Below are 22,951 nucleotides of genomic sequence, written 5' to 3' on the forward strand. Positions count from 1 at the left end.
CTGGACGTCTACGCGCGTCCAGGTCGACCGACGCCTCGGCGACGCTCCGCATACCGGACGTGAACGGTCGTTAGCTCAACGTGAACGACTGTTGAACAATTTTTCCGTTCACGAGCACCTCGCAGGCTCTGATCGCCCTCGTCGCCGGGTCGCGGACGGTGAAGTTGAGGGCGAAGGTGCCGTCTAGTCCGATGACCCGGGTGACGTACGAGTCCGAGGTCTGCTTCCCGTCCGCGGTGCGGCCGGTCACCGAGACCGTGGCGACGGGGGCGAAGCCCCGGCCGGTCACCTGGACCACCGTGCCGAGGGGCCCCTCGGACGGCGAGAGCGCGAAGGACGGTCCGGCGGGGACGGTCCCGTCCTGGACGGTGAACGCCGCCGTCTCGGTGCGCGGGTTGACGAGGACCTCCCGGACCCGGATCGCGACGGTGTCGGTGGCGTTGACCGTGAAGGTCTGCGAGAACGCCCCGTCCAGCCCGACCACCTTCGTCCTCACCGGGTCGGACGTCTGCGACCCGTCGGCCCGCAGCCCGACGATGGATACGGTGGCGACCTTCGCGAACCCCTGCCCGAGGACGGTGACGGCGGTGCCCTTCGGCCCGGCCGACGGGGTGAGGACGACAAAGGTCGGGGCGACGGTCAGCGGGGTGAGGGCCTGCGCTCCTCCCGCGGTGACCTGGAGCGCGTACACGGCGCGCGGGGTGGATCCGGCGACGGTGACCGTGCCGGCGAGCGTTCCGTCGGCGTTGATCCGGAGGGTGGAGCCGCTGATCCGTGCGCTGTCGCAGGCGCTGCCGTCCGCGGCGCAGAGCGCGGCGGCGGGCGTGGTCCCGGTCGGCCAGTCACCGCCGGAGAGGGTGATCGTTCCGCCGGGTTTGACCTTTGCCGCACCTGCCGAGAGCGTCGCGGAGGCGTCGGTCACGGCGAACGGGGTGGTCAGTACGGTGGCCGGGTCGTTGCCCTCGTCGACCTGGATCGCGGCGATGGCCGGGTCGGAGACGGTGAAGTCTGCGCTGAACGTGCCGTCGGCGGTGCTCTTCACATAGACGGCGGTGTCGTCGAGCGTCGTCCCGCTCGCGTCCAGGGCGACGGTGTTGATCCACCGGTCCTGGAAGTAGTTGCTGCCGGTGACCTTGATGACGCTGCCCAGCGGGGCGCCGGGGCGGGAGAGCGCGATGGTCCGCGGGCCGCCGGGGACGTACGCCTTGACGGTCAGAGGTGCGGTCGCCTCCTTCGTACCGTCGCCGACCTTCACCAGGTACGAGCCGTCGGCCACGGCGCCGGCGGCGGCGAGCACCGCACTTCCGGTCAGCTCCCCCGAGCTGCTGATCGCGAGGGTGCCGGAGACGAACTTTCCGGTGTCGCAGCCACCGCCGTCCGCCGCGCACAGAGAGGGCACGGGGGTGGCGCCGGCGGTCCACAGGCTGCCTGTCAGGGCGACCGCGGTGGACGGCCGGACGGCGGTGGTGGGCGCGGTCAGAGTGGCGGGCAGGCCCGCGGTGCCCTCGGCGGTGACGGTGCCGATGGAGCCGCCGCCGCTGATCACGTCGCACGGGGTCTCGTACGTGGAACCGAGCACCTTCGTACGCGTCAGATTGCGTACCGGGGTGAAGGAGATCGGCCCCTTCGCACTGGCGGGGATGATGAAGTCCCCTTCGTACGGCGGGATCTCGATCGGCTTCCCGGACGGGATGTCGAGGTTGATCTGGGGTCCGGTGACGGTGACCGTGCCGGTCGCGCCGCCCGACATGGCGAAGTCGATGCTGGGGGTGGTGGGCACATCGCTCAGGCTGAGTCCGCTGGTGGCGGGCGACGGGCCGAGGGTGACCTTGGCGTGGACCTTGCCGCCCGGGTCGACGACGGCCGGCGAGAGGTCGACACTCATCTGCTGCGGCCCGGTGGCCTCGCCCTGGCCGGCGGGCAGGGAGCAGTGGACGGTCGGGGTGACCGTGCCGGCGTGGGCGACGGGGGCGAGTGCGACGGCCCCGCCGGTCCAGACGAGCACGGCCCCGGCCGTGAGGGCGACGGCACGGCGTAACACCGCACCCGGCCTTTCCGGTCTTCTCGATCCGTCCGGTCTTCTCGATCTCGGCCGTACGAACATGCGGCTCCTCCATGGCTACGGGAATTCTCCGAATTCGAAATGGCGACGCCCGCCTGCTCCATTGCGATACGGAGCAGGCGGGCGTCTCCGGGTCTTTCCCCCGACGGTTCTCAGAGAAGAGTGAGTGTCAGGGTGGCGCTGTAATCTCCGGGCCGGGTGAATCCGGGAACCTTCAGGGTGAGATCGGCGTCGGCGTCGAATTGGCCGCCGGTGAACGGACGGGACCCGTCCGGATTCATCCGGCAGAGGCTCGCCGCCTCGCTCCCGAGCGCGGCGGGCGACCCGGCCACCGGCACCCCCACACTCCCGTTCTGCGCCGTGCACTTGGGTGTCCACCGGACGGCGCTCGCCGGGATGGTGCCCCCGTCGGCGCTGGTGAAGCCGGTGAGGGTGGCGGTCAGGGACCAGCCGCTGTTGACGCCGCGGGCGTCCTCCACCTCGACCCGGTTGAGCCGGGAGCGCTGCACACCGCTGCCGGTGCCCAGGACCGTCGTACCGAAGTCGACGGTGTCACCGTCCTGGACCATGGACAGTGTCCCGGCCCTGACCGAGGTGTTCAGCTTCTGGTCGGCGGTGCCGCCGCCTCCTCCGCCGCCCGTGGAGACGGTGAACGGGGCGGTCCGTACGGTGGCCGGGTCGTTGCCCTCGTCGGCCTGGACGGCGACGACGGCATCGGAGATCACGGTGAACTCGACGGCGAAGGTGCCGTCCGATCCGCTCTTGACGTAGACCGCGCTGTCGTCGAGCCCGGTGCCCGTCGCATCGAGGCCGATGACATTGATCCAGCGGTCCGGGTTGTAGTTCCTGCCGCTGACCGTGATCACGCTGCCGACCGGTCCGCTGCTCCGCGAGAGCGAGATCTCCCGCTCGCCGGCCGCGACGGCCTTGACGGTGAGGGGAGCGGTGGCTTCCTTCGTACCGTCGTTGACCTTCACCTCGTACGCGCCGTCCGGCACCGCCCCGGCCTCCGCGAGGGTGGCCGTACCGTGCAGCGTTCCGTAACTGTCGATGGTGAGGGTGTGGCCCTTGAACTTCAGCGGATCACAGCCGCCACCACCCACCGCACAGAGCGAAGGCACGGGTGCGCCGCCCGGCGTCCAGCCCGAACCACCCAGCGTCACAGGGGTGTTGGGGCGTACGGGATCGGCGGGTGCGGTCAGGGTGGCGGGCTCGGAGCCGGTGCCCTCCACCATGACGGTGCCGACGCTGCCGCCCCCGTCGACCACGTCGCAGGGCGTCTCGAAGACCGAGCCGAGCACCTTGGTCTGCGTCAGCGTACGGACCGGGGCGAACGAGATGTCGCCGGAGGCATCCGCCGGGACCAGGAAGTCACCCTCGTACGGCGGGAGTTCGATGGGCGTCTTGGCCGGGATGTCCATCGTGAACTCGGCGCCCCGCACGGTGACGGTTCCGGTGGCCCCGCCGGACATGGCGAGGTCGAGGCTGGGGATGGTCGGCACGTCCTCCAGCGCGAGAGCGCTGGTCGCGGGGGACGGGCCGAGCGTGACCTTCGCGTGCACCTTGCCGCCCGGGGCGACGACCGCGGGCGACAGCTCGACGGTCATCTGCTGCGGCCCGGCCGCCTCGCCCTGACCGGCGGGCAGGGTGCAGTGGACGGTCGGGGTGACCGTACCGGCTGTCTGCTGCCCGGCCGGTGGCGCGGCCTGGGCAGTGGCCCCGACGCAGCTCAGGGACAGTACGAAGCAGGCAGCGAGCAGACCGGTCACGCCGGGTCTTCGTCGTCGGATCACCAGACACCCCTCCATGGCCCATTGATTGCGCACATTGAGGAGGTCGCGTGCAGAGAAGTCAAGAGAGAATTGACTGATCCTTATCCGGAGATTGATCGTTATCTGAAATGCCCGAAAAGCATTTCTACAAGCACTTTCCACGCACCTGTTGACATCTCTTGACATCTCCGAAGATCACAGTTTCACTGCATCCGACATGCCGGGCCCGGCACGCGGATCCGCAAGAAGATCGCATACGGCGATTTCTTCGAATCCGCGGAATTCAACCGGAAGGAGTCCCTCCCGTCATGTCGATCACTTCTGTACGGCCGTCGAGAGTACGGCCGTCGAACCGAAGACGCGTCCGCGTCCCGCTCGTGCTGGCCGCGGCCTGTTCCGTGGCCGGCGCCCTCGCCCTGGCACCGACGGCCCAGGCGGTGACCCCGCTCACCGCGACGGCCACGTACAACTGCGGAACCTGGGGCAGCGGTCTCGCCACCCTGACCGCCGCCGACTCGGGCACATCCAAGACCATCAAGATCAACTCCAGCGCGATCACCATGCCGACCGGTACCAGTGCCGACCCGAACAGCATCACGACGACGCTCAAGCTCACCAAGACCTCGGGCGGCGTCACCAGTCAGGTGCAGTTCTCCGGGAAGACCAACCCCGGCATGACCAGCCCCAACCCGATCACCCTGGGGCCGCTGAAGCTCACCTCCGGCACCCTGGCGGCGGGTGACACCACGAATTCCGTGGTGCTGTCCGGTCCGCCGAGCGCCACCAACTGGTCACTGCAGATCGTGGCCTCGTCCCCGACGTCGGCCACGGTTCCGTGTGTGGCCACGGTCAACCAGTCCGCACCGTTCGTCTGGTAGCCGTTCGTCGACAGTCGTTCGTTCGGCAGCCGCACCCGATCCGCACGAACGACGCCGGCCCGGAGCGAGGACCGCTGTCCCCGCTCCGGGCCGGCACTCCACGAGAGCCACCTCACGTCATACGGGTGGCCCACTCCTGCACCTTCTGGATCCGCTGCTGGATCTGCCCGGCCGTGGCCTCCGCACTCGGCGGCCCGCCGCACACCCGTCGCAGCTCGGTGTGGATCACACCGTGCGGCTTGCCGCTCTGATGCGTGTACGCCGACACCATCGTGTTGAGCTGCTTGCGCAGCCCCAGCAGCTGCTTGTGCGTGACCACCGGCCGCGCCTCGGCCGGCTTCTCCAGCAGATCGGCATCCGCGGCCGGCTTCTGGCGGCTGTGCGCGATCTGCCGGGTCTGCCGCTTCTGGAGCAGCAACTGCACCTGATCGGGTTCCAGGAGCCCCGGAATCCCCAGGTAGTCCTGCTCCTCCTCGCTCCCGGGGTGTGCCTGCATGCCGAATTCGGCACCGTCGTACAGCACCCGGTCGAAGACCGCGTCGGATTCGAGGGCCTCGAAGGGCAGCTGCTCCTCGGTCTCCTCGTCCTCCAGCTTCTCGGCGTCGGCGAGGAGCTTGTCCTCCTCCGCGAACGGATTCTCCTCGTCGCTGCCCTTCTTGGGCTTGTCGAGGACGTGGTCCCGCTCGACCTCCATCTCGTTGGCGAAGTCGAGGAGCATCGGGATGGTCGGTACGAAGACGGAAGCGGTCTCGCCGCGCCTGCGCGAACGCACAAAACGGCCGACGGCCTGCGCGAAGAAGAGCGGCGTGGAGATGGTGGTGGCGTACACGCCCACGGCGAGGCGCGGCACGTCGACGCCCTCCGACACCATGCGGACCGCGACCATCCAGCGCGATTCGTCCTCGCTGAACCGGTCGATCTTCTTCGACGCGGCCTTCTCGTCGGAGAGGACCACGGTGGCTTTCTCGCCCGTGACCCTCTTGAGGATCTTGGCGTACTCGCGCGCCGACTCCTGATCGGTGGCGATGACGAGCCCACCGGCATCCGGAATGCCCTTGCGCACCTCGGTCAGCCGCTTGTCGGCGGCGCTCAGCACATTGGGGATCCAGTCCCCGGTGGGCGACAGTGCGGTACGCCAGGCCTGCCCGATGGCGTCCTTGGTCATCGGCTCGCCGAGCCGGGCGGCGATCTCGTCACCGGCCTTGGTGCGCCAGCGCATGTTGCCGCTGTAACTGAGGAAGATCACGGGCCGGACGACGCCGTCGGCGAGCGCGTTGCCGTAGCCGTAGGTGTAGTCGGCCGAGGAGCGCCGGATACCGTCGTTCCCCTCCTCGTACACGACGAACGGGATCGGGTTGGTGTCGGACCGGAACGGCGTACCGGTGAGCGCGAGGCGACGGGTGGCCGGGTCGAACGCCTCCTGGCAGGCCTCGCCCCAGGACTTCGAGTCACCGGCGTGGTGGATCTCGTCGAGGATCACGAGGGTCTTGCGCTGCTCGCACCGGTTGCGGTGCAGCATCGGCCGGACGCCGACACCCGCGTAGGTGACCGCGACGCCGTCGTACTCCTTGCTCAGCGGGCCTGCGCTGTACTCGGGGTCGAGCTTGATCCCTATCCGGGCCGCTGCCTCGGCCCACTGCTTCTTCAGGTGCTCGGTCGGCGCGACAACGGTGACCTGCTGCACCACGTGGTGGTGCAGCAGCCATGACGCGAGGGTCAGCGCGAAGGTGGTCTTCCCCGCGCCGGGGGTGGCGACCGCGAGAAAGTCACGCGGCTGCTCCTGGATGTACTTCTCCATGGCGCCCTGCTGCCAGGCTCGCAGCTTGCCGGCCGTGCCCCAGGGGGCGCGGCCGGGAAAGGCGGGTGAGAGGTGGTGGGAGGCGGTAGTAGTCACGGTCTCCGGTTCGGGGCTCTCGGGTACGTGGGGCGCTGTCCGTACGGGCCGGGACGGACTCGCACGCGATACGACAACCGGGCCACCCTACCGGGGGGCCCGGCGGAACCCCGTATGAACGAGCGGTGGTTCGGCGCCGCTGAGACCCTCTTCACAGAGCAGCGTTACGCGGCGAACCCGGGGAGCCGTTCCGCGATCCTGGGCATGTCGAGGGCCCCCTGGCACACGTCCAGCACGAACTTCTCGGCCTCGTCGACATCGAAGTCCGCGCTCAGGCGATGCCCGTTGATGTGCAGGAAGACCCAGGTGGCATACCAGGCAATGCGCTTGTTTCCGTCGACGAGCGCATGATTGCGCGCCAGGGACTCCATGAGCGCCGCGGCCTTCTGCCACACGTCCGGATAGGCGTCCTGGCCGAACACGCTCGCCTGCGGGCGGGCAAGCGCCGAATCGAGCAGCCCGTAGTCGCGCACCTCGGCGGCCCCGAGGCGCTCGGCGAGGTTGAGCAGCTCGGGAAGTGTCAGGTACTTCATCAGGCGAGCCTCCGGTTGAGCTCCTCACTCACCTTCAGCACGTGGTCCGCGGCCTCGTTGAAGAGGCGCGAGTGTTCGTTTATGGCGGTGATCACCGCGTCGTGGGCGAACGACTGCATGCTCCGCCCCTCCGACTCGGCGCGTGCACGCAGTGCGTCCAGCTCTTCTTCGGTGAACCGCAGATTCAGACCAGCCATGTACGGATGGTACCGCGTGGTACCACGCGGCACTAAGGCTTTGTCCGCACCCGCGCCGCCACCCACGCCCCCACCAGCGCCACCCCCGCCATCGGCAGGAAGACCGCCGCGAACGCCCCCGGATGCGCCCCGGAGGCCCCCGCCTCCGCCGCTTCGTGCACGGCCCCCACCGCACCTCCGCCGAGCGCGGCGAAGGCCGCTCCGCCCGCGGCCAGCAGCAGGACGTTCGACAGCCCGTCGGAGATCTGGAGGGCGGCCGAGTTCGCCCCCGCTTCCTCCGGCGCCGACAGCTTCAGCAGCAGCACGCTCGTCGATGCGATCACCATGCCCATGCCGAAGCACCCGAAGGCCCACGCCACGGCCACGGTCCAGACCGGCACCCAGTCGATCAGCACGGACGGCGCGGCCGCTATCGCCGCGGCGACCAGCACCATGCCACCCACCATCAGACGTTCCCGGTACGGCTCGAGTCGCGGCCGGGACTGCACATACGAACCGAGCGCCCAGGTCGCACCCCCCGCCGCGAGCGAGAGTCCGGCCATCGTCGGGCTCAGGCCGCGCTGGGTCACCAGCATCAGCGGTACGAACGACTCGGCGGCGACGAACGACCCGGCCGCCACCCCGCGCAGCAGCACCACCGAGGGCAGCCCACGCGCCGCCCGACCCGTGCCCGGGGGCAGCAGCCCGCGCACCGCCGGGACGAGCAGCCCGAACCCGACGACGGCCGGAAGCAGCGCAAACCAGTTCCGCTCCTGCCCGGCGTACTGGAGCAGCCCCGCCCCCAGCGAGATGCCGAGCGCAAGGAGGATGCGGCGCCGGTCGTACGGCTCGACGGGCGCCGCGGGGTCGGCCGGCCCCGACGCCCGGCGCCGGATCGCGGGCAGCGCGAGCGCCAGCGGGAACACCACCAGTACGGGGATGCCGATGAAGACCCACCGCCACCCCAGGTGCTCGGTCACACTCCCGGCGGCGAGCGGCCCGACGACGGACGGAATCACCCAGCTCGCGGCGAACGCGGCCATGATCGACGGCCGCAGATGCTCCGGGTAGGCCCGGCTGATCACCACGTACAACGCCACGATCACCAGCCCGCCGCCGAGCCCCTGGACGGCCCGCCCGGCGATGAACATCCACATGCTGCCCGCCGTACCCGACAGCAGCAGCCCCACCCCGAACGCACTGATCCCGGTGGCCAGCGGCCCCAGCGGCCCTCGCCGGTCCGCCCACTGCCCGGAGAGGACCATGGCGAACAGGCTGGTGGTGAAGTACGCGGAGAACGCGAACGCGTAGAGCGGGATGCCGTGCAGCTCACGGGCGGCGACCGGCATCGCGGTCCCCACGGCCGTCGCCTCGAAGGCGATCAGGAACACGACGGAGACGATGCCGACACTGAGCGCCCGGTAGGTACGCCCGAGCACCCCTCCGGATTCGACGGGCGGGACCGGAATCGCCGCTTCTATGCCGGTGCCGGTGCCGGTGCCGGTGCCGGTACTGCTATCGGTATCGGTTCCGGCGTCTCGTGGTTCCAGGGCACTCATGAGCCCAAGAGTAAGGGGCAAGATCTTATGTGGCCCCTGTCGCGAGTCGGTCCGCCGCTCGTCCGTTGGTCGTAGGTCCGGAGCGCCGATCGTGAACGCGGTATGGCAGTCGCATTGCGGCCCGCCCCGCACCCTTGAGCAGCGCGGACACCCGGCCCTACGGTCGAACCACGACGAGGAACACACGGCCGTGTGCCCGAGTGGTTCAGGGGCTCGACTGCAACTCGAGTTACACCGGTTCGAATCCGGTCACGGCCTCCACGCAGTACGCCCGCCCAGCACGCGTCATCTGTCGCGCCGGGCGGGCGTCGGCGTTTTTCAGGAACAGCCCTGGGCCTTGAGCACGGACGGTACGAAACCGTTGATGAATTCCTTCAGCGCTTTGCGACGGTCGGCGACGTCCTCGGGCACCGGCTTGGATTCGCCGAGTTCGACAAGGACAGCGTATTTCCGCGCGGAACCCTGATAGGCGCACTCCTTCACGGTGAACGCGAAGCGGTCCATGATGCGGGTGCCCCGGTACTGCGCACCGTCCTTCGGCGCGGCATCCTTCCCCAGTCTCAGGTACCAGTCCGCGTCGGCGAAGGGGTCGGCGTCCGTGTTCAGTACGTCCCCGACGACGGACAACGCGGGGCGCTCGTCGACGGTGAGCGCGCAACGGAGACTGCCGGGGGCAACCCCGGAATCCCGCTCCGCGAGCTTCTCTCCGTCCGGCAGCAGCGGTTCCAGCGTCTCCCCGCCGACGTCGACACCGCAGAGCCGGTCCGGCACGGAGTAGCCACGCCCCCCGCCGTCGTCACCACTGCTACAGGCCGACACGGCCAGCAGCGCGGCGCACAGGCCGGCAGCGGCCGCATGGCGGGTGAAGAGTCGTGTACGACGACTGCCTGTCGCAATGTTCACTGGTCCCCCAAAAGACCCTTGGCCCGGTCGTTGCCGTCGAAGGCCGCACCGTTGATGTCGTCCGTCGCGGTGTACACGCTGCGGCCGCTGTCCGGGTTCTTGGCCTCCCACTGACGGGCGAGCTCCGCGAGCTGCTGCTCACGCTGCCCGAACGTCTTCGAGTTGGTCTCCTGGATCTCGCCGTCGATACGGTCCTGCTCCTCCAGCTGCCAGCGATAGGCGAGAGCGTCCACGCCGCGCTGGACAGCATCGCCGGCCACCGGAATGAAGTTCGCCGCACCGCCGAAGCCGTGGTACAGCCACTTCGCGTTCCAGGAGGGGTCCTCCTTGTCGGTCTTCAGCGCCTGATAACGCGCCTCCTCCAGGAAGCCGGTGGTGTGACCGGCTCGCAGCAGCGTCTCTCTGGGGTCCTTGGGGTGATCGTTGTTGATGTCCTGGACCATCTCCTTGTTCAGCGCCTCGTTGAGGATTCCGTACGCATTCTGATCACGCGACACCTGCTTGGCGACCGCGATCAGGTCGTGGCGGTCCAGGAGCTTCGGATCATTCGGGTCGTCGGCCAGCGCACTCGCGGAGTAGTGCACTTCATCCGAGTGATTGCCCAGCACGATGGCCATGTCGTCGCGCATCTCGGACGGGAAGTCGTCCCCCGCCTCCGCGATGTACTTGAGTGACCGCTCCAGTACTTCCCGGTGTTGCGGACCATGCGCCGCCAGCGGGGCATCGGGGTCGTTCGGATTCATTCCGGTGGCCGCAGCGAGCAGGGCCTTGCCCGTGGCATCATTCGCCTGGTTCGAGTCGCCGTGGTTCAGCGGGGTGTCGTCGAACACATCACGCTTGCCCGAGAGTAGATACTGGGCGTTGTCGTTGGGTTCCGTCGTGTTGAAGAAGTCCGTTGCCGCGTCGGGGCTGTTGGACAGCGCCTTCATGAAGCCCGTCATCGGATCCCGTCCGAATTCCTCGCCCATGAAATTGAGTTTGCCCGGTCCACCCATCCCGTCGTTCCAGTAGTGGGACGGCAGCTTCATCTTCTTCTCGGTGGCCACCAGCGCATTTCCGTAGTCGTTGAGGAACTTGTCGTCGTAGTCCCCGACCCGCATGAAATTGCTCATGATCTGGAAACCGTAGACGCGGGAGCCCCGGGTCTGGATCTGCTCGTCCCCGAGCTTCACCATGTCGCGTTCCCAGGTCTGCATCGCGGGGCTGTCGGACTGCGTCGCCCCCGCAAGGACCAGGCTGAAGTTCTTCTGCATCTCCGCCATGTCGCCACGGCGGGACCGCATCAGATCTCCCCCGTCACTGACGTCGGCCAGATCCGCCCAGAAGTCGAGCGTTCCGCGCGCACCGAGCGTGGTGGCGAACTTCTCCTGGAAGAGCGGGTTGTCCTTGTACCGTGCCAGCGCCTGGTTGAACCTGTCGAACTCCTCGGGGGACATGTCGTCCCCCTTCTGCTTGACGAGACGCGCCACGTCCTCGGCCGACTTGATCGCCTCCGCCGCGTCCTTCTGCTCCTCACCCAGGTTCTCGTACTCGGGCGCGTTGAAGTCGGGGCGGTCCGTGACGTTGGCTTCGAGGGCCCGCTTGAAGGATTCGTCGGTTTCCCTGCACTTGTCGACGATCTGGTCGATCTTCTTCTGCCAGGCTTCGACAGCGGACCGCTGCTTCCGCAGTGCTTCCGGGTAGTCCGGGTCATGGCGGGCACCGGCGTCATCCTCCAGTGGATGCCGTGCCGTCACCTTCCCTTTGGCATCGACATGGATGCCGGCCCCCGGGGCCTCGTCGTCGCGGATGCGCACAAGGTCGTCCTTGGCCTGCTTGATAGCCGTATGCGCGTCCTCAAGAATGACCTTGACGCCCTTGGCCTCGGCAGCAGCGTCCTTGAACTCTTTCGCGGTCTTACCGATGAACGCCTTTGTCACCCCTGCATTGACGCCTTCCCACTCGGCCTTGTCGGCCTTGGCCTTCATGCCGTCAAAGGCATCCCCTGCCAGCCGATCCAGCTGGGTGACCATGTCCGACCATGCGTCTGCCGCTGTCTTGAGTGCGGTGACAGGTGCATCGACGATGTCCTCGAACTTCAGCATGTCCGTTCCCCGTGAATTACTTGAGATAGTCGTTGAGCTTGGACACGGAGATCAGATCGCCACCGATCTGCACATCGTCCTTCGCGTGGGCGGATTTCGTGTAGTTGAGATGGTTCGAGATCTGTGAACAGGCGTCGATCAGGGTATGCAGGTGCGTGTTCCACCGGTCGTGGACCTTCAGAACTGCCGATCCGCTCTCGAAGCTGCCATTGGTGAGCGCGATCGCCGCATCGAACGTCGAAGGCCGGGCCTGGTCCCCGTCCTTGGACAGTCGCGTACGCAAGTCGTAAGCATCATGTCCGATTGCACCGAGGTCGTCCCGATTGACCGCCAGGTCCGGGGCAGCAGGCCCACCCTGCCCTCCACCGCCACCACTGGCACTATTGAGTCGCATATCGACCCGTTGCGCCGATTCCGTCCGAAGTGCCGCCCATTCCGCGTCGAACGTCATGAATTTCCCCGTATCCACATCCCGAGCACCGCCGAAGCCTCAGCTCCGCATTCGTCAAGCACCCACGCTATCCACTCGAATCCGCCCGCGGGAGCAGGGGGCAGGGGCGGGGTGACTTACCGGCCCATTGGACATGGAGCCCTTGAACTCGAAGTCCGCCCAGTTCCCCCGTGCACGGAACGACGTGCGAGTTCCGCCGACACAACACCGACACAGAGACCCGTCGCCACCACGGGCTTCTCTTCCGCGGCCGCCCTGGGTTCGGGTTGCCGCGGAGCGGTGCGCCAACTGGTGTGGCAGGGCGGACAGTTCGCGTCCACTGTCCGAGAGGCTCTCTACAGTGGGTGTCATGGCTGATCGCGCGGACCCCGGCGTCGCCCCGCAGGCCCACCCCGACCTGCCGGCGTGGCTGACCGAACGCGCCCAGAGCTTCGAGCAATGGGCCGAGGTCACCGGCACCTCCGAGACATGGGACTTCTCCCCCCAGTCCCTGGATGCGCTGGAAGACCTCATCCGCAGCCGGTGCAACAGCTACGCGGAGAGCCTCGCAGCGCGACGCGACGCATTTCTTCAAGGGGCATGCTGGTACATCGGGGAAGTGGTCTGCCGCGCCCAGGGGGCGGTGTGGAAGTTCGAGCCGTACGCCGTGAAGGGCGCCGAACTGCCGTCCCTGTTCGGGGAGGCGGATCCGTCAGGGGTCGTCGACGACCCCTGCGTGGGGGTACCCGGAGAAGACACGGAGGAGGCCATCTATCCGATGGGCGCCGTGCACGGACTGTTCTCCACCGAAGACGAGCTGGGCAACCCCATCGCCCAACACCTCTCCGACCTGCTGGGCGACTCCGACGAGTACGACGAGGAGGAGCAGTAGGAGCAGGAGCAGCCGAGGTGCCACCTCGATCGTGGCCGGTGGGTCGGGTGTTCTGAGCACGGCGGAGAGTGGCTTGTCACCGGGGGTCTGCAGCCCCCCGGCAGTGTGAGCCGTCGGTCAGCTCAGCCGGGCATCGGCGTAGACGACCATCGCGTCGCGCAGGTAGACGGCCAGCCCGTCGGCGATCTTGTCGTAGTTCGCGCGGATCTGCGGGTCGTCAACGTAGGTCCGGCCCAGTCCCTTGTACGCAACCGCGTTCGGGGTCCAGAACCGGCAGATGCCCTGGTGGTGGGCGCCCACTTCGACCTGCACCGCAGGATCGACAACCGGGGTGCCGGTCACCATGAACTCCGCAAAACGGATCATCTGCGCCGTCACCTCACGCTGCCACTGCTCCTGGTCCTCGGCGGTCATCGTCTCGATGGCCTGTCGGGACTCCTCCCACGCCTTCGGCCATCGCTCGCGCACCTCGGCCTCAGCAGGGGAGTGCTCGAATCCCTCGAACAGGTTCTCCGGCCTGTTGATCTTTTCCATGTCGTTGTTGTCCTTGCCTTCCTCCAGTTCGGCGATGGTCCGCTCAACCGTGCGGACGAGCGTCTCCAGTCGGTCATGCTCCCTGAGCAGCCGCCGGTGGTGCTCGCGCAGCACGGCCACCTGGTCGGCCTGACTGTCCAGAACCGCCTGGATCTCGCGCAGCCCCAGGTCCAACTCCCGCATCAGCAGGATCTGCTGCAGCCGCAGCAGATCGGCCTCTTCGTAGTTGCGGTGCCCATTACTTCCGATCCACGCAGGCGGCAGCAGACCGATCTCGTCGTAATGCCGCAGCGTCCGGGACGTCACCCCGGACATCCGGGCCACATCCGCGATCGACCAGGCCATTGCCGTGCCTCCCATCGCCAGGCCGGTCTCTCCGGCCACACAGACGACCGTAGAAGTTGACGCAGCGGAAACCGCAAGCCGGAACCGGCGTTCGCCTCCCCGGTCGTGGTCCTGCGGGCCTCGACACGTATCGCCGCGCTGTTCACGTCCACCGACAGCACCGCCACGTCCGTGATCGACGGGAACAGCAACTCCTCCAACCGGAGAACCGTCTCGAGCGGCAAGCGAGCCGCCCCCGCCGCAGTCGCTGCACTGATCAGGAAGCCTTCCCAGCCCCATGCGCATAAAGCGATGTCCACCGACCCGAATCTGCACCGGGTCCCCCCATACGAAAGGCGACCGCCCTGCGCGCGGCGCGGGCAGTCGCCTTCTCTCGTATGGTCCGGAGATCAGGAGGCGATCGTCGTCTCTTCCTTGAGCGCTTCCTTCACCATCTCCCGCAGGTGTGTCTCGTCCTCCTTGCTGAGCGAGGTCTGCACGAGCTGACCGCCGAACTTGACGATCTCGGGGATGACCTTGTCGCGGGCGGACTTCCTGACGAGCACGAAGACGGCGGCGGCGCCGGGCCGGAGATTGGCGCTCAGCTCCTTCATGAAGTCGTCGTTGACACCGGTGTCGACGGCGGACCCTCCGGCGGCGCCGGCCGCGGCGCCCACCGCGGCACCGAGGAACGGCACGAGGAAGAGCAGCCCGATGACGCTCCCCCACAGCGCGCCGCCCGCGGCACCGTTACCCACGTGGTTGACGGCCTGATGCAGCTTGATCTTGCCGTCCTTCTCACGCCGTTCGACGACGACGACGTCCTCCAGCTCGACGAGGTGCTCGCGGTTCATGGACAGCAGCTTGTCCCGGACCCGGTCGGCGGTGGCGAGATCGTCGTAGGCGATGACGAACAGATTGCTCATGCGGCTGACTCCTCCTCGTGGTGCTTTACCGCACCAACCATAGAGGAACTGTTGTTAAATAAGACATTAGGTCCGAATGCATCGACCCTCCAGCCGCTTCAGCTCTCCGCCGCGCCTACCACCCGTGCCCGGCCGAGCTCCGCGAGGGCCGTGTCGACCGTCTGCTCCACGGTCTGACCGGTCGTGTCCAGCCAGAGCCCGATCGGCGGCGTCTCCTCCCGCAGCGCCCGGTCCAGCGACTCGACCGTCCACCCGGCCCCGTAACCGCCCTTACCCCGCCCCACCTCCCGCTCGGCAACGGCCCGCGGCGCGGACGCGAGCACGACGACGTACAACGGCCTGGTCCGCACGAGACCGACGTAGCCAGCCAGCTCTTCTCCCAGCACCACGTCCTGCACCACCGCAGTCCACCCCTCACCCACGTACGCATCGGCCGTCATCGCGGACAGCCGGTACCGGAGCCGGAGCTGCGCAGCAGCAGCCTCGTACGCCCCCCCCCCGGCACCATCCCAACCCGCCCGGACACCCTCTTGAGCAGCGAGAACCCCGGCCCCTACGGTCAAACCACGACGAAGAACACACGGCCGTGTGCCCAAGTACGTCAGACTCGGCCCGCTCGACATCGCAGTCACCCAGTGGACCGAGATGATCGGCAAACTGGCCACCCTCCGGACCGACGCATCGGCCATGAAGACCAAGGCCGACAAGTCCACCTGGAAGGGCGAGAACGCCACCGTCACCAAGGAGTTCGTCACCAAGACCGCCAAGGAGTTCAGCGACGCCGTCACCGAGGCGGAGTCCGTACGCGACCTCCTCAAGGACGCCCACACCCTCCTCAAGACCGCCCATGACGACCTCAAGGACGCCTACGAGAACCCGCCGCCGGGCATCACCATCTACCCCGACGGCGTCCTCAGCCACCGCGTCCACCCCGACCGCCGGTCCAAGGACAGCACCGAACCCATCGCGACCGAAGCGCAGTTCGACGCGCTGCGCAGCAAGCTCGAAGGCATCCTGAAGCGCGCCAACGAGGCCGACGAACTCTGCGCCTGGGGCCTGCGCGCGCTGATCCGGAACCACCCCAACGACTTCGGCAGCACCGACCTCAGCGGTGTCGCCGACGCCAAGAAGATGCGCGCCGAGGAGAAGCAGCAGGTGGAGAACGGCCGCGAGGCCGCCAAGCTCTACAGCCGGTGGGAGTACCTCGACGACAAGGAGCGCGAGCGGCTCCTCACGCTCGCCGAAGGCGGGAAGGACTCGCCGGCGTTCTCCGCCGAGCTCATGCAGAACCTCAGCTACAACGGCCGCGAGGACCAGGAGGCGGTGCTGCTGCTTGCCGGCAGCCTGGAGGGCGGCGGCCGTGACGGCCAGGTCTCCGCCACCGACGCCCGCCTCTACAAGGCCCTGTCCGGCAGCCTCGCCACCACCACCGGCCCCGACTCCCCGATCGGCTCGCCCGGCGGCGTCACCTCCGCCTGGACCGACCGGCTCATCACCACGGCCCGTGACGGCAACGGCCTGCCCGACCGGCACCCCGGGGCGCTCAAGGGCGGGGCCGCGGGCTTGAACGCCCTCACTCACCTGATGGCCGCCGACGCCGGCGACGACGCCGTGTACGACCCGAACAAGGACCCCAAGGAGAAGTCCTCGCCCTGGAAGAAGGACGAGGGCGACCCGGTCTACAGCGAGGCCTTCCTGACGCAGGTCGGCGACACCATCCGCGAGTGGGAGACGAGCAACGACGACGCCTACGACGGCGTCATGAAGAACTGGCAGGGCACGCAGGAGGACCCGATGAAGGGCCTGCTGAACGCCATGAGTCGCAACCCGTCCGCCTCCACCCACTACTTCGACCCGAACACCACGGACAACCTGAAGTACTTCATGGACGACCGGAAGTGGCCGGGCGGCGACGTCGAGAGCAAGATGCCGACGGAGACCCAGTACACCTCGGCCCGCGCCGAGTTCGGCCTCGCGCTCGAGGCCGCGGCCACCGGCCGCGTACCCGGCTCGCCGATGCACCCGGTACCCGCTCACCACGACGGCGCCGAGACCGCGATCTTCGAGCGGGTGATGGGCGAGTACACGAAGGAACTCAGGACGGACCAGGGCGCCGTCCCCGTGTCCATGCGGCTGCCAATGGCCGACATGATCGCCGACTACGGCTCCGACGTGCACCAGATCCTCGGCAAGAAGATGGACGGGCCGACCGACTTCAACCAGCTCGAGATCGACCGCGGCGACCTCACCCGGATCATCCGCGCCACCGCCGAGGACCCCAACGCGTACAAGGCCATCCACGCCTCGCAGACCGTGGTCTCAAGTGCGGGGCTCGACCGCTTCCCCGCGGAGTCCTTCCGCAAGGGGGACGAGGAGCTGCGTGCCTGGGTCAAGCAGTCCGCTTCAGTGCTCGGGCACCTCGACGGCGTGCGTGGCGATGTCATCTACGACCTGGGGCAGGCGGAGAAGGACGCAAACAACTGGAAGCGGATGGTCAACTACCACATCTACGGTGGGCTGCTGACTCCCATCCCGATCGTCGGCGACGGGGTCCAGCGCGCGGTGGACTGGGGTCTGAACGAGCACGTGAACACCGACAACGCCAGGGTCGACGCCGAGACCCGCAACAACATGATCAAGCACTACGACTACGGTCAGAAGGAGATGTACGGCATGTTGCGCGGTATGGCGGACTATCGCGGGCTCACGACGAAGGAACTAGACGCGACTCCTGGCGAGTACGAGGACCACCTTCAGGCGATCGCCGAGCAGTGGTACGGGAACGGCATGGGGGACGCGGACAAGGCGATGGGACAGTGATCGATGGACAAGAAGTGGCTGCCCCTGACCGTTGTGCTCGGCGTCGCTGGAGTGGCCGTCGTGACGGCGAGCCTCTGGCCTGACGCCAAGGAGAAGCCGCCGCTGCCGCAGAGCCTGTGTTACGGGGCGCTTAGCCGGCAGACGGCGGAACTGATCGACGACGGCAAGGGGGGCGAGGTCAGCACGGAGGAGTGGGAGAGCAAGGGCCAGGGCGACCTCACGGTGTTCAAGACGTGCCAGGTGATGCGCGCCAATCCAGATAGCGAGTATCCCCGCGGGATTTACCAACTGATCATCGCGGACTTCCGGAGCGACCCCGGCCCCGGGAAGGACTCCGTCCCCCTCGGCCTCGGATTCACCGGCTGGGTCCTCCCCGACGAAGCCAGAGTCACGCTGCCCGCCGGCTGCGCCGCCCGCATGGGTTCGACCTCCCCGTACATCATCGTGACGCTCAAGGCGCCCTCACAGGAGGAGAAGAAGGGCCTCGTCGACCGGGACACCGCGATCCGCAACAGCGCGACCGTGGTGCGAGAAGCCGCCACCAATCTCGTCAAGCGGTACGGCTGCAAGGCGTAGGACCGGCGTCAGCGGGGGCAGTCGTCGTCCACGGTCCCCGCTGTACGTCGGCGCGATGGGCGGCCTACGGAAGAGCGCTTCGTCGGGGTGGAGAAGCACTCGGCTGTAGCGCTAGGCCGTGTCGAACCAGTCCAGCGGCAGCCGCATGCTCCGGGTTTTATGCACATCTGAAGCACCGAACCCCTGGCGAATCACCGGCCGTCAGCGCATTCGCCGCATCAAGCAGGACCTCAGTCCGACTCCGACGCACCCACCACCCGCGCGCCTTCGAGCCCCGCAAGCACCGCGTCGACCGTCTGCTCCACGCTCTGCCCGGTCGTGTCCAGCCAGAGCCCGATCCGCGGCGTCTCCTCCCGCAGCACCCGGTCCAACGCCTCGACCGTCCACCCGGCCCCGTAACCGCTTTCGCCCCGCCCCACCTCCCGCTCGGCAACGGCTTGCGGCGCGGGGGCGAGCACGACGACGTACAGCGGCCGCGTACGTACGAGGACGACATACGCGGCCAGTTCCTCCCCGAGCACCACGTCCTGCACCACCGCGGTCCAGCCCTCACCCGCGTACGCATCGGCCGTCATCGCCGACAACCGCTACCGGAGCCGGAGTTGGGCAACCATGCCCTCGTACGCCCCCGGCACCATCTCGGCCCGCCCGGACACCACCATCCGCAGCTGCACCACCTCGACACCTTCACCGAGGGCGAACCGGGCCCGGTCGTACGGGAGATCGCGGGTGGCCCGTGGATGTGCTTCCTGATCCCGCCCGGATCGAGCAAGGAGTACGACTGGCCACCGGGCGCCAGGTGCTTCGGGCCGGCCGCCCGGTGGCCAGTACGTGGGCATCCCCGCCCCCGACGGCAACACGTACCGCTGAGTTGGCGGTATGGGGCACCGAGGAAAGGGGAGTTCGTGGACATGGAGCTGCTGTAACGGCTTGCCCCCGCCGCTGCGGTCGAACCACAACGAGGAACACACGGCCGTGTGCCCAAGTGGTTCAGGGGCTCGACTGCGACTCGAGTTACACCGGTTCGAATCCGGTCACGGCCCCCACGCAGTACGCCCGCCCAGCACGCGTCATCTGTCGCGCCGGGCCGGCGTCGGCGTCTTTTTCGCCGCGTCTGACGGGAATGCAGGCGCGGCAGGTCGGCGAAGCGGTACGCGGCCGCCTGGGCAAGCGGACCGAGCATCCCGACCACGGCCTCATGACCACACTCATCGATCCTGTCCTGGTTGAAGTGCGAGAGATCGCCGGCCGCCATGAGGCAGCGAAGTTCGAGCGCGTACGGTTCGAGAGGTTTCGAGGGGTGAGGTAGGGCGTTCTGTGTCAGGGCTTGATCTCGCGGTACGCGCTGAGTGCGCTGCCTTCAACCTTGGCGAGCAGTCCCTGCTGGGTCTGTTCATCCATCTTCCGCTCCTGGGACCACGTACGGGCCATGTCGACACCTTGTGTACGCAGCCGGTCGAAGCGCTCCTCCTCGGAGGCATTCTTCAGGTTCTGGAGCCATGCCGTCGTGAGATGGGCGGCATGGGGATCCTGATCGCTCTTGGGGGAGGCCTGTCCGTCCAGCAGGCTGTTGAGGACAGCCGCACGCCACGCCCGTGCCTGATCCTTGTCCTTGCCGTGGGTAGCCGCGTCGGCCATGCCGTTCAGGATGCCGAGAGCGCGGGCGTTCTTCGTTGGCGGCAGGGAGAGTTCTGTGCCGGTAGCGTCCGCGGGGACGGCGGCGAGCCGCTCGGCTGCGGTGCGAGTTTCTGCCATCCGGAGTAGGGCGTAGGCCTGGGGGTCCTCGGCCACCGCTCGTAGGGTCTTCCGGAACACGGTGTTGTGGACCGACATGTGGTAGATACCCCCGGCTTCCCAAGGCGGTGTGTCTTGGCCCGCCTTCAGCACGTACTCACTGTCAAGGCCGGCAAGCATCTCGTGCAGGTCGGGGGCGTAGTCGGCCAGGGCAGTGGCAAGGGGGACGCGCAGCGCAGGGTCGAGGTCGAGCTTCTTCGATTGCCCGGATCCGAGCGCGAAGAGGACGTCTTTCATGGCCTGCGCCTGTGCTTGAGTGTGACGGCCGGGTTCGCTGCCCGCAGTCGCTTTTGCGATGGCCTCTCCGAGTGCCGTGCAGTTCATGCCGGGGTGAACATCCACCCCCACCGACTTCTGTACGCTCGCGTCCTCGGCCAGGCCATTGCAGGGTGGGGATATCTCACGCCCGAGAAAAAACCACGCCGCGATAGTGCCCAGCAGTACCAGGCCTACTCCGGCGGCGGCCCATGCTTTCACCGGAACGGCTCGGCGCTGTGTACTCCCCGCCATGGCTATCCCCATTCCTCTCGTGCCCGATCAGTTGGTCGTATCAGTCAGGTACTTGTGAGCTGTTTCGGTGCCGCGGACACGTCCTTCGAGGACATCCCGGGTGTAGTCCTGGATATCGCTCTCCGAGATGTCCGCCCGGTCGTTGGCCCACTCACGGATCAAGATCGGTGCTTGTGTGTTGACGGAAAGGTATTCGTCCGCGATCTGGGGATTGGCCTTGGCGTCGACCTCGCCCTTCATGCGGTTGCCCCACTCCCAGGCCCAGGTGTCGACTCCACGTTGGATCGAGTCGCCGAAGGCGATGGAGACACCGCCGGCCGTGGTGAAGTACATGGGAGTCACCGCACCGCCGATGACGTGGTAGGCGAGCTTCGCCTTCCAGTCGGCCTCGCTGTATCCGGCCATCCGGCCGTCGTTGATTACGTCCTCCCGGATGGAACTCATGACGCCCAGAGCTGTGCCCGCCTTGTTGATCGGGTTGGTGAGCTCCGATCCCTGTGCCCCCTTGGGTATCTGCTCCAGGGAGAGGTCGATGTACCGGGACTCCGCTTTGTGGAGCGTTCCGTAGGCTTCCGGGTCCTCCGAGAGTCCGCGCATGAACTGCACGAGGTCCTTCTGGCTGACGGCCATGTGGGTCTTGTCGCCGTCCTGGAAGTACCCCGCCCCGGCCGCGGAGATGTACTTGGAGTCGAGACCTCCGAGGATTTCGTGGGTGTCTGCGGTGTACGTGGCCAGGGCATGGGCCAGAGGCTCACGCATGTTCTCGTGCACCTTCTGGTCAGGTCCGAGCCCACTGATTACGTCGTGCATGATGCGCGCCTGCCCCTCGGTGTGAGGGGTCGCAGGCCAAGGGTCCTGGTTGGGGCCGAGCGGTGTGTGGCCGGTCGTCGAGGATTCCAGGAGGAGTCCCAGACCGGTGCGAGCATCCGTGCCCTCGCTCTCGGTGTCGTTGTGCGTCTCGATGTTGCCGTGCCAGACGGGAGTATCGTTGAACTTCCAGTCGCGTTCCTTCAGCAGGTACTGGAGGTTGTCGTTCTTGTGATCCGCACCGGGATCGAGATACGACGTGGCAACTGCGGGGTCCTTGGACATGATGCCGAGTAGGCCGTCGAGCGGGTCGTTGGCGAACCATCCGCCGTTCTTGCCGCTGAAATCGCCCTGCAGGTCCCAGATATTCGGGTCGCCACCGCGCTTCTTGTCCTCCGCCGACCGGATGTCGTCCGCCAGGTCGTGCATGAACGGTGCCGAGTACCCATCGCCGTTCTGCATGAGAGTGATCAAACTCTGATAACCCCGGACCTGCTGCCCGTGACCGCGGCTGATGGTGTTCGGGCCCTCGGCGGCTTCCTTGAGGTTGAACTTTTCTACGCCTGCCGTCTTCAACTGCTCCCGGAAGTCCTTGTAAAATTTCGACTTCGGGTCCTGCATCGCGTTGGACAGGGAGTTGGCGAGACCCTTCTGGAGGTCCAGGTAGGTCTGCTTGCCCTTCTTGTCGTCCTGGTAGGCAAGATCATTGAGCTTGTTGGTGAACTGAAGAGTGTTCTGAGCGCCCATCCCGTTAAGGAATGTCTGTGTGAACTCGGTGCGGCCGGAGTTGTCGCGGAAGGAACGATTCAGCTCGGCGTAGTCGGCGGCGGATACCTTGTCGCCGCTGTTGATGCGGGTGGCGATGTCCTCGGCGTTGCGGGCCTCGTAGACCTCGATGTCGTTCTGCGCGTCGACGTTGAAGCCGTTGTACGTCTCGTCGTTGCCCTTGCCGAAGGCGTCCTTGTTGCTGTCGACACCCACCGCGTCGAGCGCAATCTTGACGCCCTGGTCGGCCTCCGACACGGCCTTCACACAGTCGTCGAGGTGCTGCTGCCACTTCGTGACGGCCTTCTGGACTTCGGCCTTGCCGTCCGGGTCGTGCTGGTAGGCGCTTCGCTGGGACGGGGTGAGCTTTGCGTAGTCGAAGGCGACGTTCCCCTGTTCGGAGACGAACATACCGGCGGCTATCGCCTCCTCCCGTGCGGTTTCAAGTCTGTTCTTCAGGTCGGTGAATTGGCCGTGGGCGTCTCGCAGCAGCCCGGCGATGGCCTTGGCCTGGATCTGTGCCGCGGAGTACTCGTACCGGGTGGCGGCGAAGTTCGTGTGAGCGACGCCGGCGCTGATGCCGGTCCAGTTCTGGCCCATGGTGATCTTCTGGACGGTGTCGCCGTACCGGTCTTCGACCTTCTTGATCTCACCGGCCATGGATTCCCACTTGTCGGCCGCCGCCGTCAGCAGGCCCAGATCCGTCGTCATT

18 protein-coding genes, 2 tRNA genes and 2 pseudogenes are annotated in these 22,951 nt (G+C 67.3%); 7 read left to right on the forward strand and 15 right to left on the reverse strand.

All coding sequences use genetic code 11. The features are described from left to right. Positions 1-70: 70 nt before the first annotated feature. Both IEZ15_RS22985 and IEZ15_RS22990 read right to left on the reverse strand, forming a co-directional pair. Positions 71-2,041 carry a hypothetical protein gene (locus tag IEZ15_RS22985; RefSeq protein ID WP_189279161.1) on the reverse strand — a complete coding sequence of 657 codons (1,971 nt, stop codon included), beginning with the start codon at positions 2,039-2,041 and terminating at the stop codon, positions 71-73. A gap of 173 nt (positions 2,042-2,214) precedes the next feature. After that, positions 2,215-3,855 (reverse strand): WxL domain-containing protein, encoded by a 1,641-nt coding sequence (locus tag IEZ15_RS22990; RefSeq protein WP_229846051.1) that lies wholly within the window; start codon positions 3,853-3,855, stop codon positions 2,215-2,217. Positions 3,856-4,142: 287 nt separating this feature from the next. Between IEZ15_RS22990 and IEZ15_RS22995 the strand changes: the two genes are divergently transcribed. Continuing rightward, positions 4,143-4,712: a hypothetical protein gene (locus IEZ15_RS22995; protein ID WP_229846052.1), complete on the forward strand. Its 570-nt coding sequence runs from the start codon at positions 4,143-4,145 to the stop codon at positions 4,710-4,712. 112 nt (positions 4,713-4,824) lie between these two features. On the opposite strand, the gene IEZ15_RS23000 is transcribed toward IEZ15_RS22995, so the two are convergent. From IEZ15_RS23000 to IEZ15_RS23015, 4 genes are all read right to left on the reverse strand, one after another. Then, positions 4,825-6,606, reverse strand: a complete 1,782-nt coding sequence (locus tag IEZ15_RS23000) for a DEAD/DEAH box helicase (RefSeq protein WP_114244768.1) — start codon at positions 6,604-6,606, stop codon at positions 4,825-4,827. A gap of 164 nt (positions 6,607-6,770) precedes the next feature. After that, on the reverse strand, positions 6,771-7,139 hold the full coding sequence (locus IEZ15_RS23005; RefSeq protein ID WP_114244769.1) for a type II toxin-antitoxin system death-on-curing family toxin: 369 nt from the start codon (positions 7,137-7,139) through the stop codon (positions 6,771-6,773). After that, positions 7,139-7,336: an Arc family DNA-binding protein gene (locus IEZ15_RS23010; protein ID WP_114249050.1), complete on the reverse strand. Its 198-nt coding sequence runs from the start codon at positions 7,334-7,336 to the stop codon at positions 7,139-7,141. Before IEZ15_RS23010 ends, IEZ15_RS23005 begins: the two co-directional genes overlap by 1 nt. A 32-nt stretch (positions 7,337-7,368) precedes the next feature. Next, a complete protein-coding gene (locus IEZ15_RS23015; RefSeq protein ID WP_189279163.1) occupies positions 7,369-8,874 on the reverse strand; it encodes an MFS transporter in 1,506 nt (501 codons plus the stop codon). Between the two features lie 186 nt (positions 8,875-9,060). Between IEZ15_RS23015 and IEZ15_RS23020 the strand changes: the two genes are divergently transcribed. Continuing rightward, positions 9,061-9,135, forward strand: a tRNA-Cys gene (locus IEZ15_RS23020). 57 nt (positions 9,136-9,192) lie between these two features. Here IEZ15_RS23020 and IEZ15_RS23025 read toward each other — a convergent pair. The 3 genes from IEZ15_RS23025 to IEZ15_RS23035 are packed head-to-tail and all read right to left on the reverse strand — an operon-like array spanning position 9,193 to position 12,312. Beyond that, positions 9,193-9,777, reverse strand: coding sequence for a hypothetical protein (locus tag IEZ15_RS23025; RefSeq protein ID WP_189279164.1), 585 nt, complete (start codon positions 9,775-9,777; stop codon positions 9,193-9,195). After that, complete coding sequence (locus tag IEZ15_RS23030; protein WP_189279165.1) at positions 9,774-11,861, reverse strand: hypothetical protein; 2,088 nt, start codon at positions 11,859-11,861, stop codon at positions 9,774-9,776. Before IEZ15_RS23030 ends, IEZ15_RS23025 begins: the two co-directional genes overlap by 4 nt. Before the next feature lie 16 nt (positions 11,862-11,877). Further along, entirely contained in the window at positions 11,878-12,312 is a 435-nt protein-coding gene (locus IEZ15_RS23035) for a hypothetical protein (RefSeq protein WP_189279166.1), read from the reverse strand. A 349-nt stretch (positions 12,313-12,661) separates the two neighbouring features. Between IEZ15_RS23035 and IEZ15_RS23040 the strand changes: the two genes are divergently transcribed. Continuing rightward, on the forward strand, positions 12,662-13,183 hold the full coding sequence (locus IEZ15_RS23040) for a hypothetical protein (protein WP_189279167.1): 522 nt from the start codon (positions 12,662-12,664) through the stop codon (positions 13,181-13,183). A gap of 117 nt (positions 13,184-13,300) precedes the next feature. Here the strand turns inward: IEZ15_RS23040 and IEZ15_RS23045 are convergent, their stop codons facing one another. The 3 genes and pseudogenes from IEZ15_RS23045 to IEZ15_RS23055 all read right to left on the reverse strand — a co-directional run. Continuing rightward, positions 13,301-14,062: a MerR family transcriptional regulator gene (locus IEZ15_RS23045; RefSeq protein WP_189279225.1), complete on the reverse strand. Its 762-nt coding sequence runs from the start codon at positions 14,060-14,062 to the stop codon at positions 13,301-13,303. A gap of 389 nt (positions 14,063-14,451) precedes the next feature. Then, entirely contained in the window at positions 14,452-14,967 is a 516-nt protein-coding gene (locus IEZ15_RS23050) for a DUF1269 domain-containing protein (protein WP_189279168.1), read from the reverse strand. Positions 14,968-15,065: 98 nt separating this feature from the next. Then, positions 15,066-15,461 (reverse strand): annotated as a pseudogene (locus IEZ15_RS23055) (phosphotransferase); the annotation flags it as partial. A gap of 94 nt (positions 15,462-15,555) precedes the next feature. On the opposite strand from IEZ15_RS23055, the gene IEZ15_RS23060 reads away from it, so the two are divergent. Both IEZ15_RS23060 and IEZ15_RS23065 read left to right on the forward strand, forming a co-directional pair. After that, positions 15,556-17,787: a DUF6571 family protein gene (locus IEZ15_RS23060; protein WP_189279170.1), complete on the forward strand. Its 2,232-nt coding sequence runs from the start codon at positions 15,556-15,558 to the stop codon at positions 17,785-17,787. 3 nt (positions 17,788-17,790) lie between these two features. Then, positions 17,791-18,363 carry a hypothetical protein gene (locus tag IEZ15_RS23065; RefSeq protein ID WP_189279171.1) on the forward strand — a complete coding sequence of 191 codons (573 nt, stop codon included), beginning with the start codon at positions 17,791-17,793 and terminating at the stop codon, positions 18,361-18,363. A gap of 230 nt (positions 18,364-18,593) precedes the next feature. Here IEZ15_RS23065 and IEZ15_RS23070 read toward each other — a convergent pair. Then, positions 18,594-19,028 (reverse strand): annotated as a pseudogene (locus IEZ15_RS23070) (phosphotransferase); the annotation flags it as partial. On the opposite strand from IEZ15_RS23070, the gene IEZ15_RS23075 reads away from it, so the two are divergent. Beyond that, complete coding sequence (locus IEZ15_RS23075) at positions 18,966-19,289, forward strand: hypothetical protein (RefSeq protein ID WP_189279173.1); 324 nt, start codon at positions 18,966-18,968, stop codon at positions 19,287-19,289. The pseudogene IEZ15_RS23070 and the gene IEZ15_RS23075 overlap by 63 nt on opposite strands. A 45-nt stretch (positions 19,290-19,334) precedes the next feature. Then, a tRNA-Arg gene (locus tag IEZ15_RS23080) sits at positions 19,335-19,409 on the forward strand. A 274-nt stretch (positions 19,410-19,683) separates the two neighbouring features. Here IEZ15_RS23080 and IEZ15_RS23085 read toward each other — a convergent pair. After that, the gene (locus IEZ15_RS23085; protein ID WP_189279174.1) at positions 19,684-20,634 is read right to left on the reverse strand and encodes a hypothetical protein; all 951 of its coding nucleotides are present in this window, start codon (positions 20,632-20,634) and stop codon (positions 19,684-19,686) included. Positions 20,635-20,694: 60 nt separating this feature from the next. Continuing rightward, on the reverse strand, positions 20,695-22,950 hold the full coding sequence (locus IEZ15_RS23090; protein WP_229846053.1) for a hypothetical protein: 2,256 nt from the start codon (positions 22,948-22,950) through the stop codon (positions 20,695-20,697). Between the last annotated feature and the right edge of the window lies 1 nt (position 22,951).

This window comes from Streptomyces atratus (assembly GCF_014648655.1).
GTDB lineage: Bacteria > Actinomycetota > Actinomycetes > Streptomycetales > Streptomycetaceae > Streptomyces > Streptomyces atratus.

Excerpts from the sequence above, each read along its gene's own strand:
- IEZ15_RS23090 (WP_229846053.1), bottom strand. The coding sequence starts at position 22,950 with ATGACGACGGATCTGGGCCTGCTGACGGCGGCGGCCGACAAGTGGGAA.
- IEZ15_RS23040 (WP_189279167.1), top strand. The coding sequence starts at position 12,662 with ATGGCTGATCGCGCGGACCCCGGCGTCGCCCCGCAGGCCCACCCCGAC.
- IEZ15_RS23030 (WP_189279165.1), bottom strand. The coding sequence starts at position 11,861 with ATGCTGAAGTTCGAGGACATCGTCGATGCACCTGTCACCGCACTCAAG.
- IEZ15_RS23005 (WP_114244769.1), bottom strand. The coding sequence starts at position 7,139 with ATGAAGTACCTGACACTTCCCGAGCTGCTCAACCTCGCCGAGCGCCTC.
- IEZ15_RS23050 (WP_189279168.1), bottom strand. The coding sequence starts at position 14,967 with ATGAGCAATCTGTTCGTCATCGCCTACGACGATCTCGCCACCGCCGAC.
- IEZ15_RS23045 (WP_189279225.1), bottom strand. The coding sequence starts at position 14,062 with ATGGCCTGGTCGATCGCGGATGTGGCCCGGATGTCCGGGGTGACGTCC.
- IEZ15_RS23015 (WP_189279163.1), bottom strand. The coding sequence starts at position 8,874 with ATGAGTGCCCTGGAACCACGAGACGCCGGAACCGATACCGATAGCAGT.
- IEZ15_RS23065 (WP_189279171.1), top strand. The coding sequence starts at position 17,791 with ATGGACAAGAAGTGGCTGCCCCTGACCGTTGTGCTCGGCGTCGCTGGA.
- IEZ15_RS22995 (WP_229846052.1), top strand. The coding sequence starts at position 4,143 with ATGTCGATCACTTCTGTACGGCCGTCGAGAGTACGGCCGTCGAACCGA.
- IEZ15_RS23035 (WP_189279166.1), bottom strand. The coding sequence starts at position 12,312 with ATGACGTTCGACGCGGAATGGGCGGCACTTCGGACGGAATCGGCGCAA.
- IEZ15_RS23010 (WP_114249050.1), bottom strand. The coding sequence starts at position 7,336 with ATGGCTGGTCTGAATCTGCGGTTCACCGAAGAAGAGCTGGACGCACTG.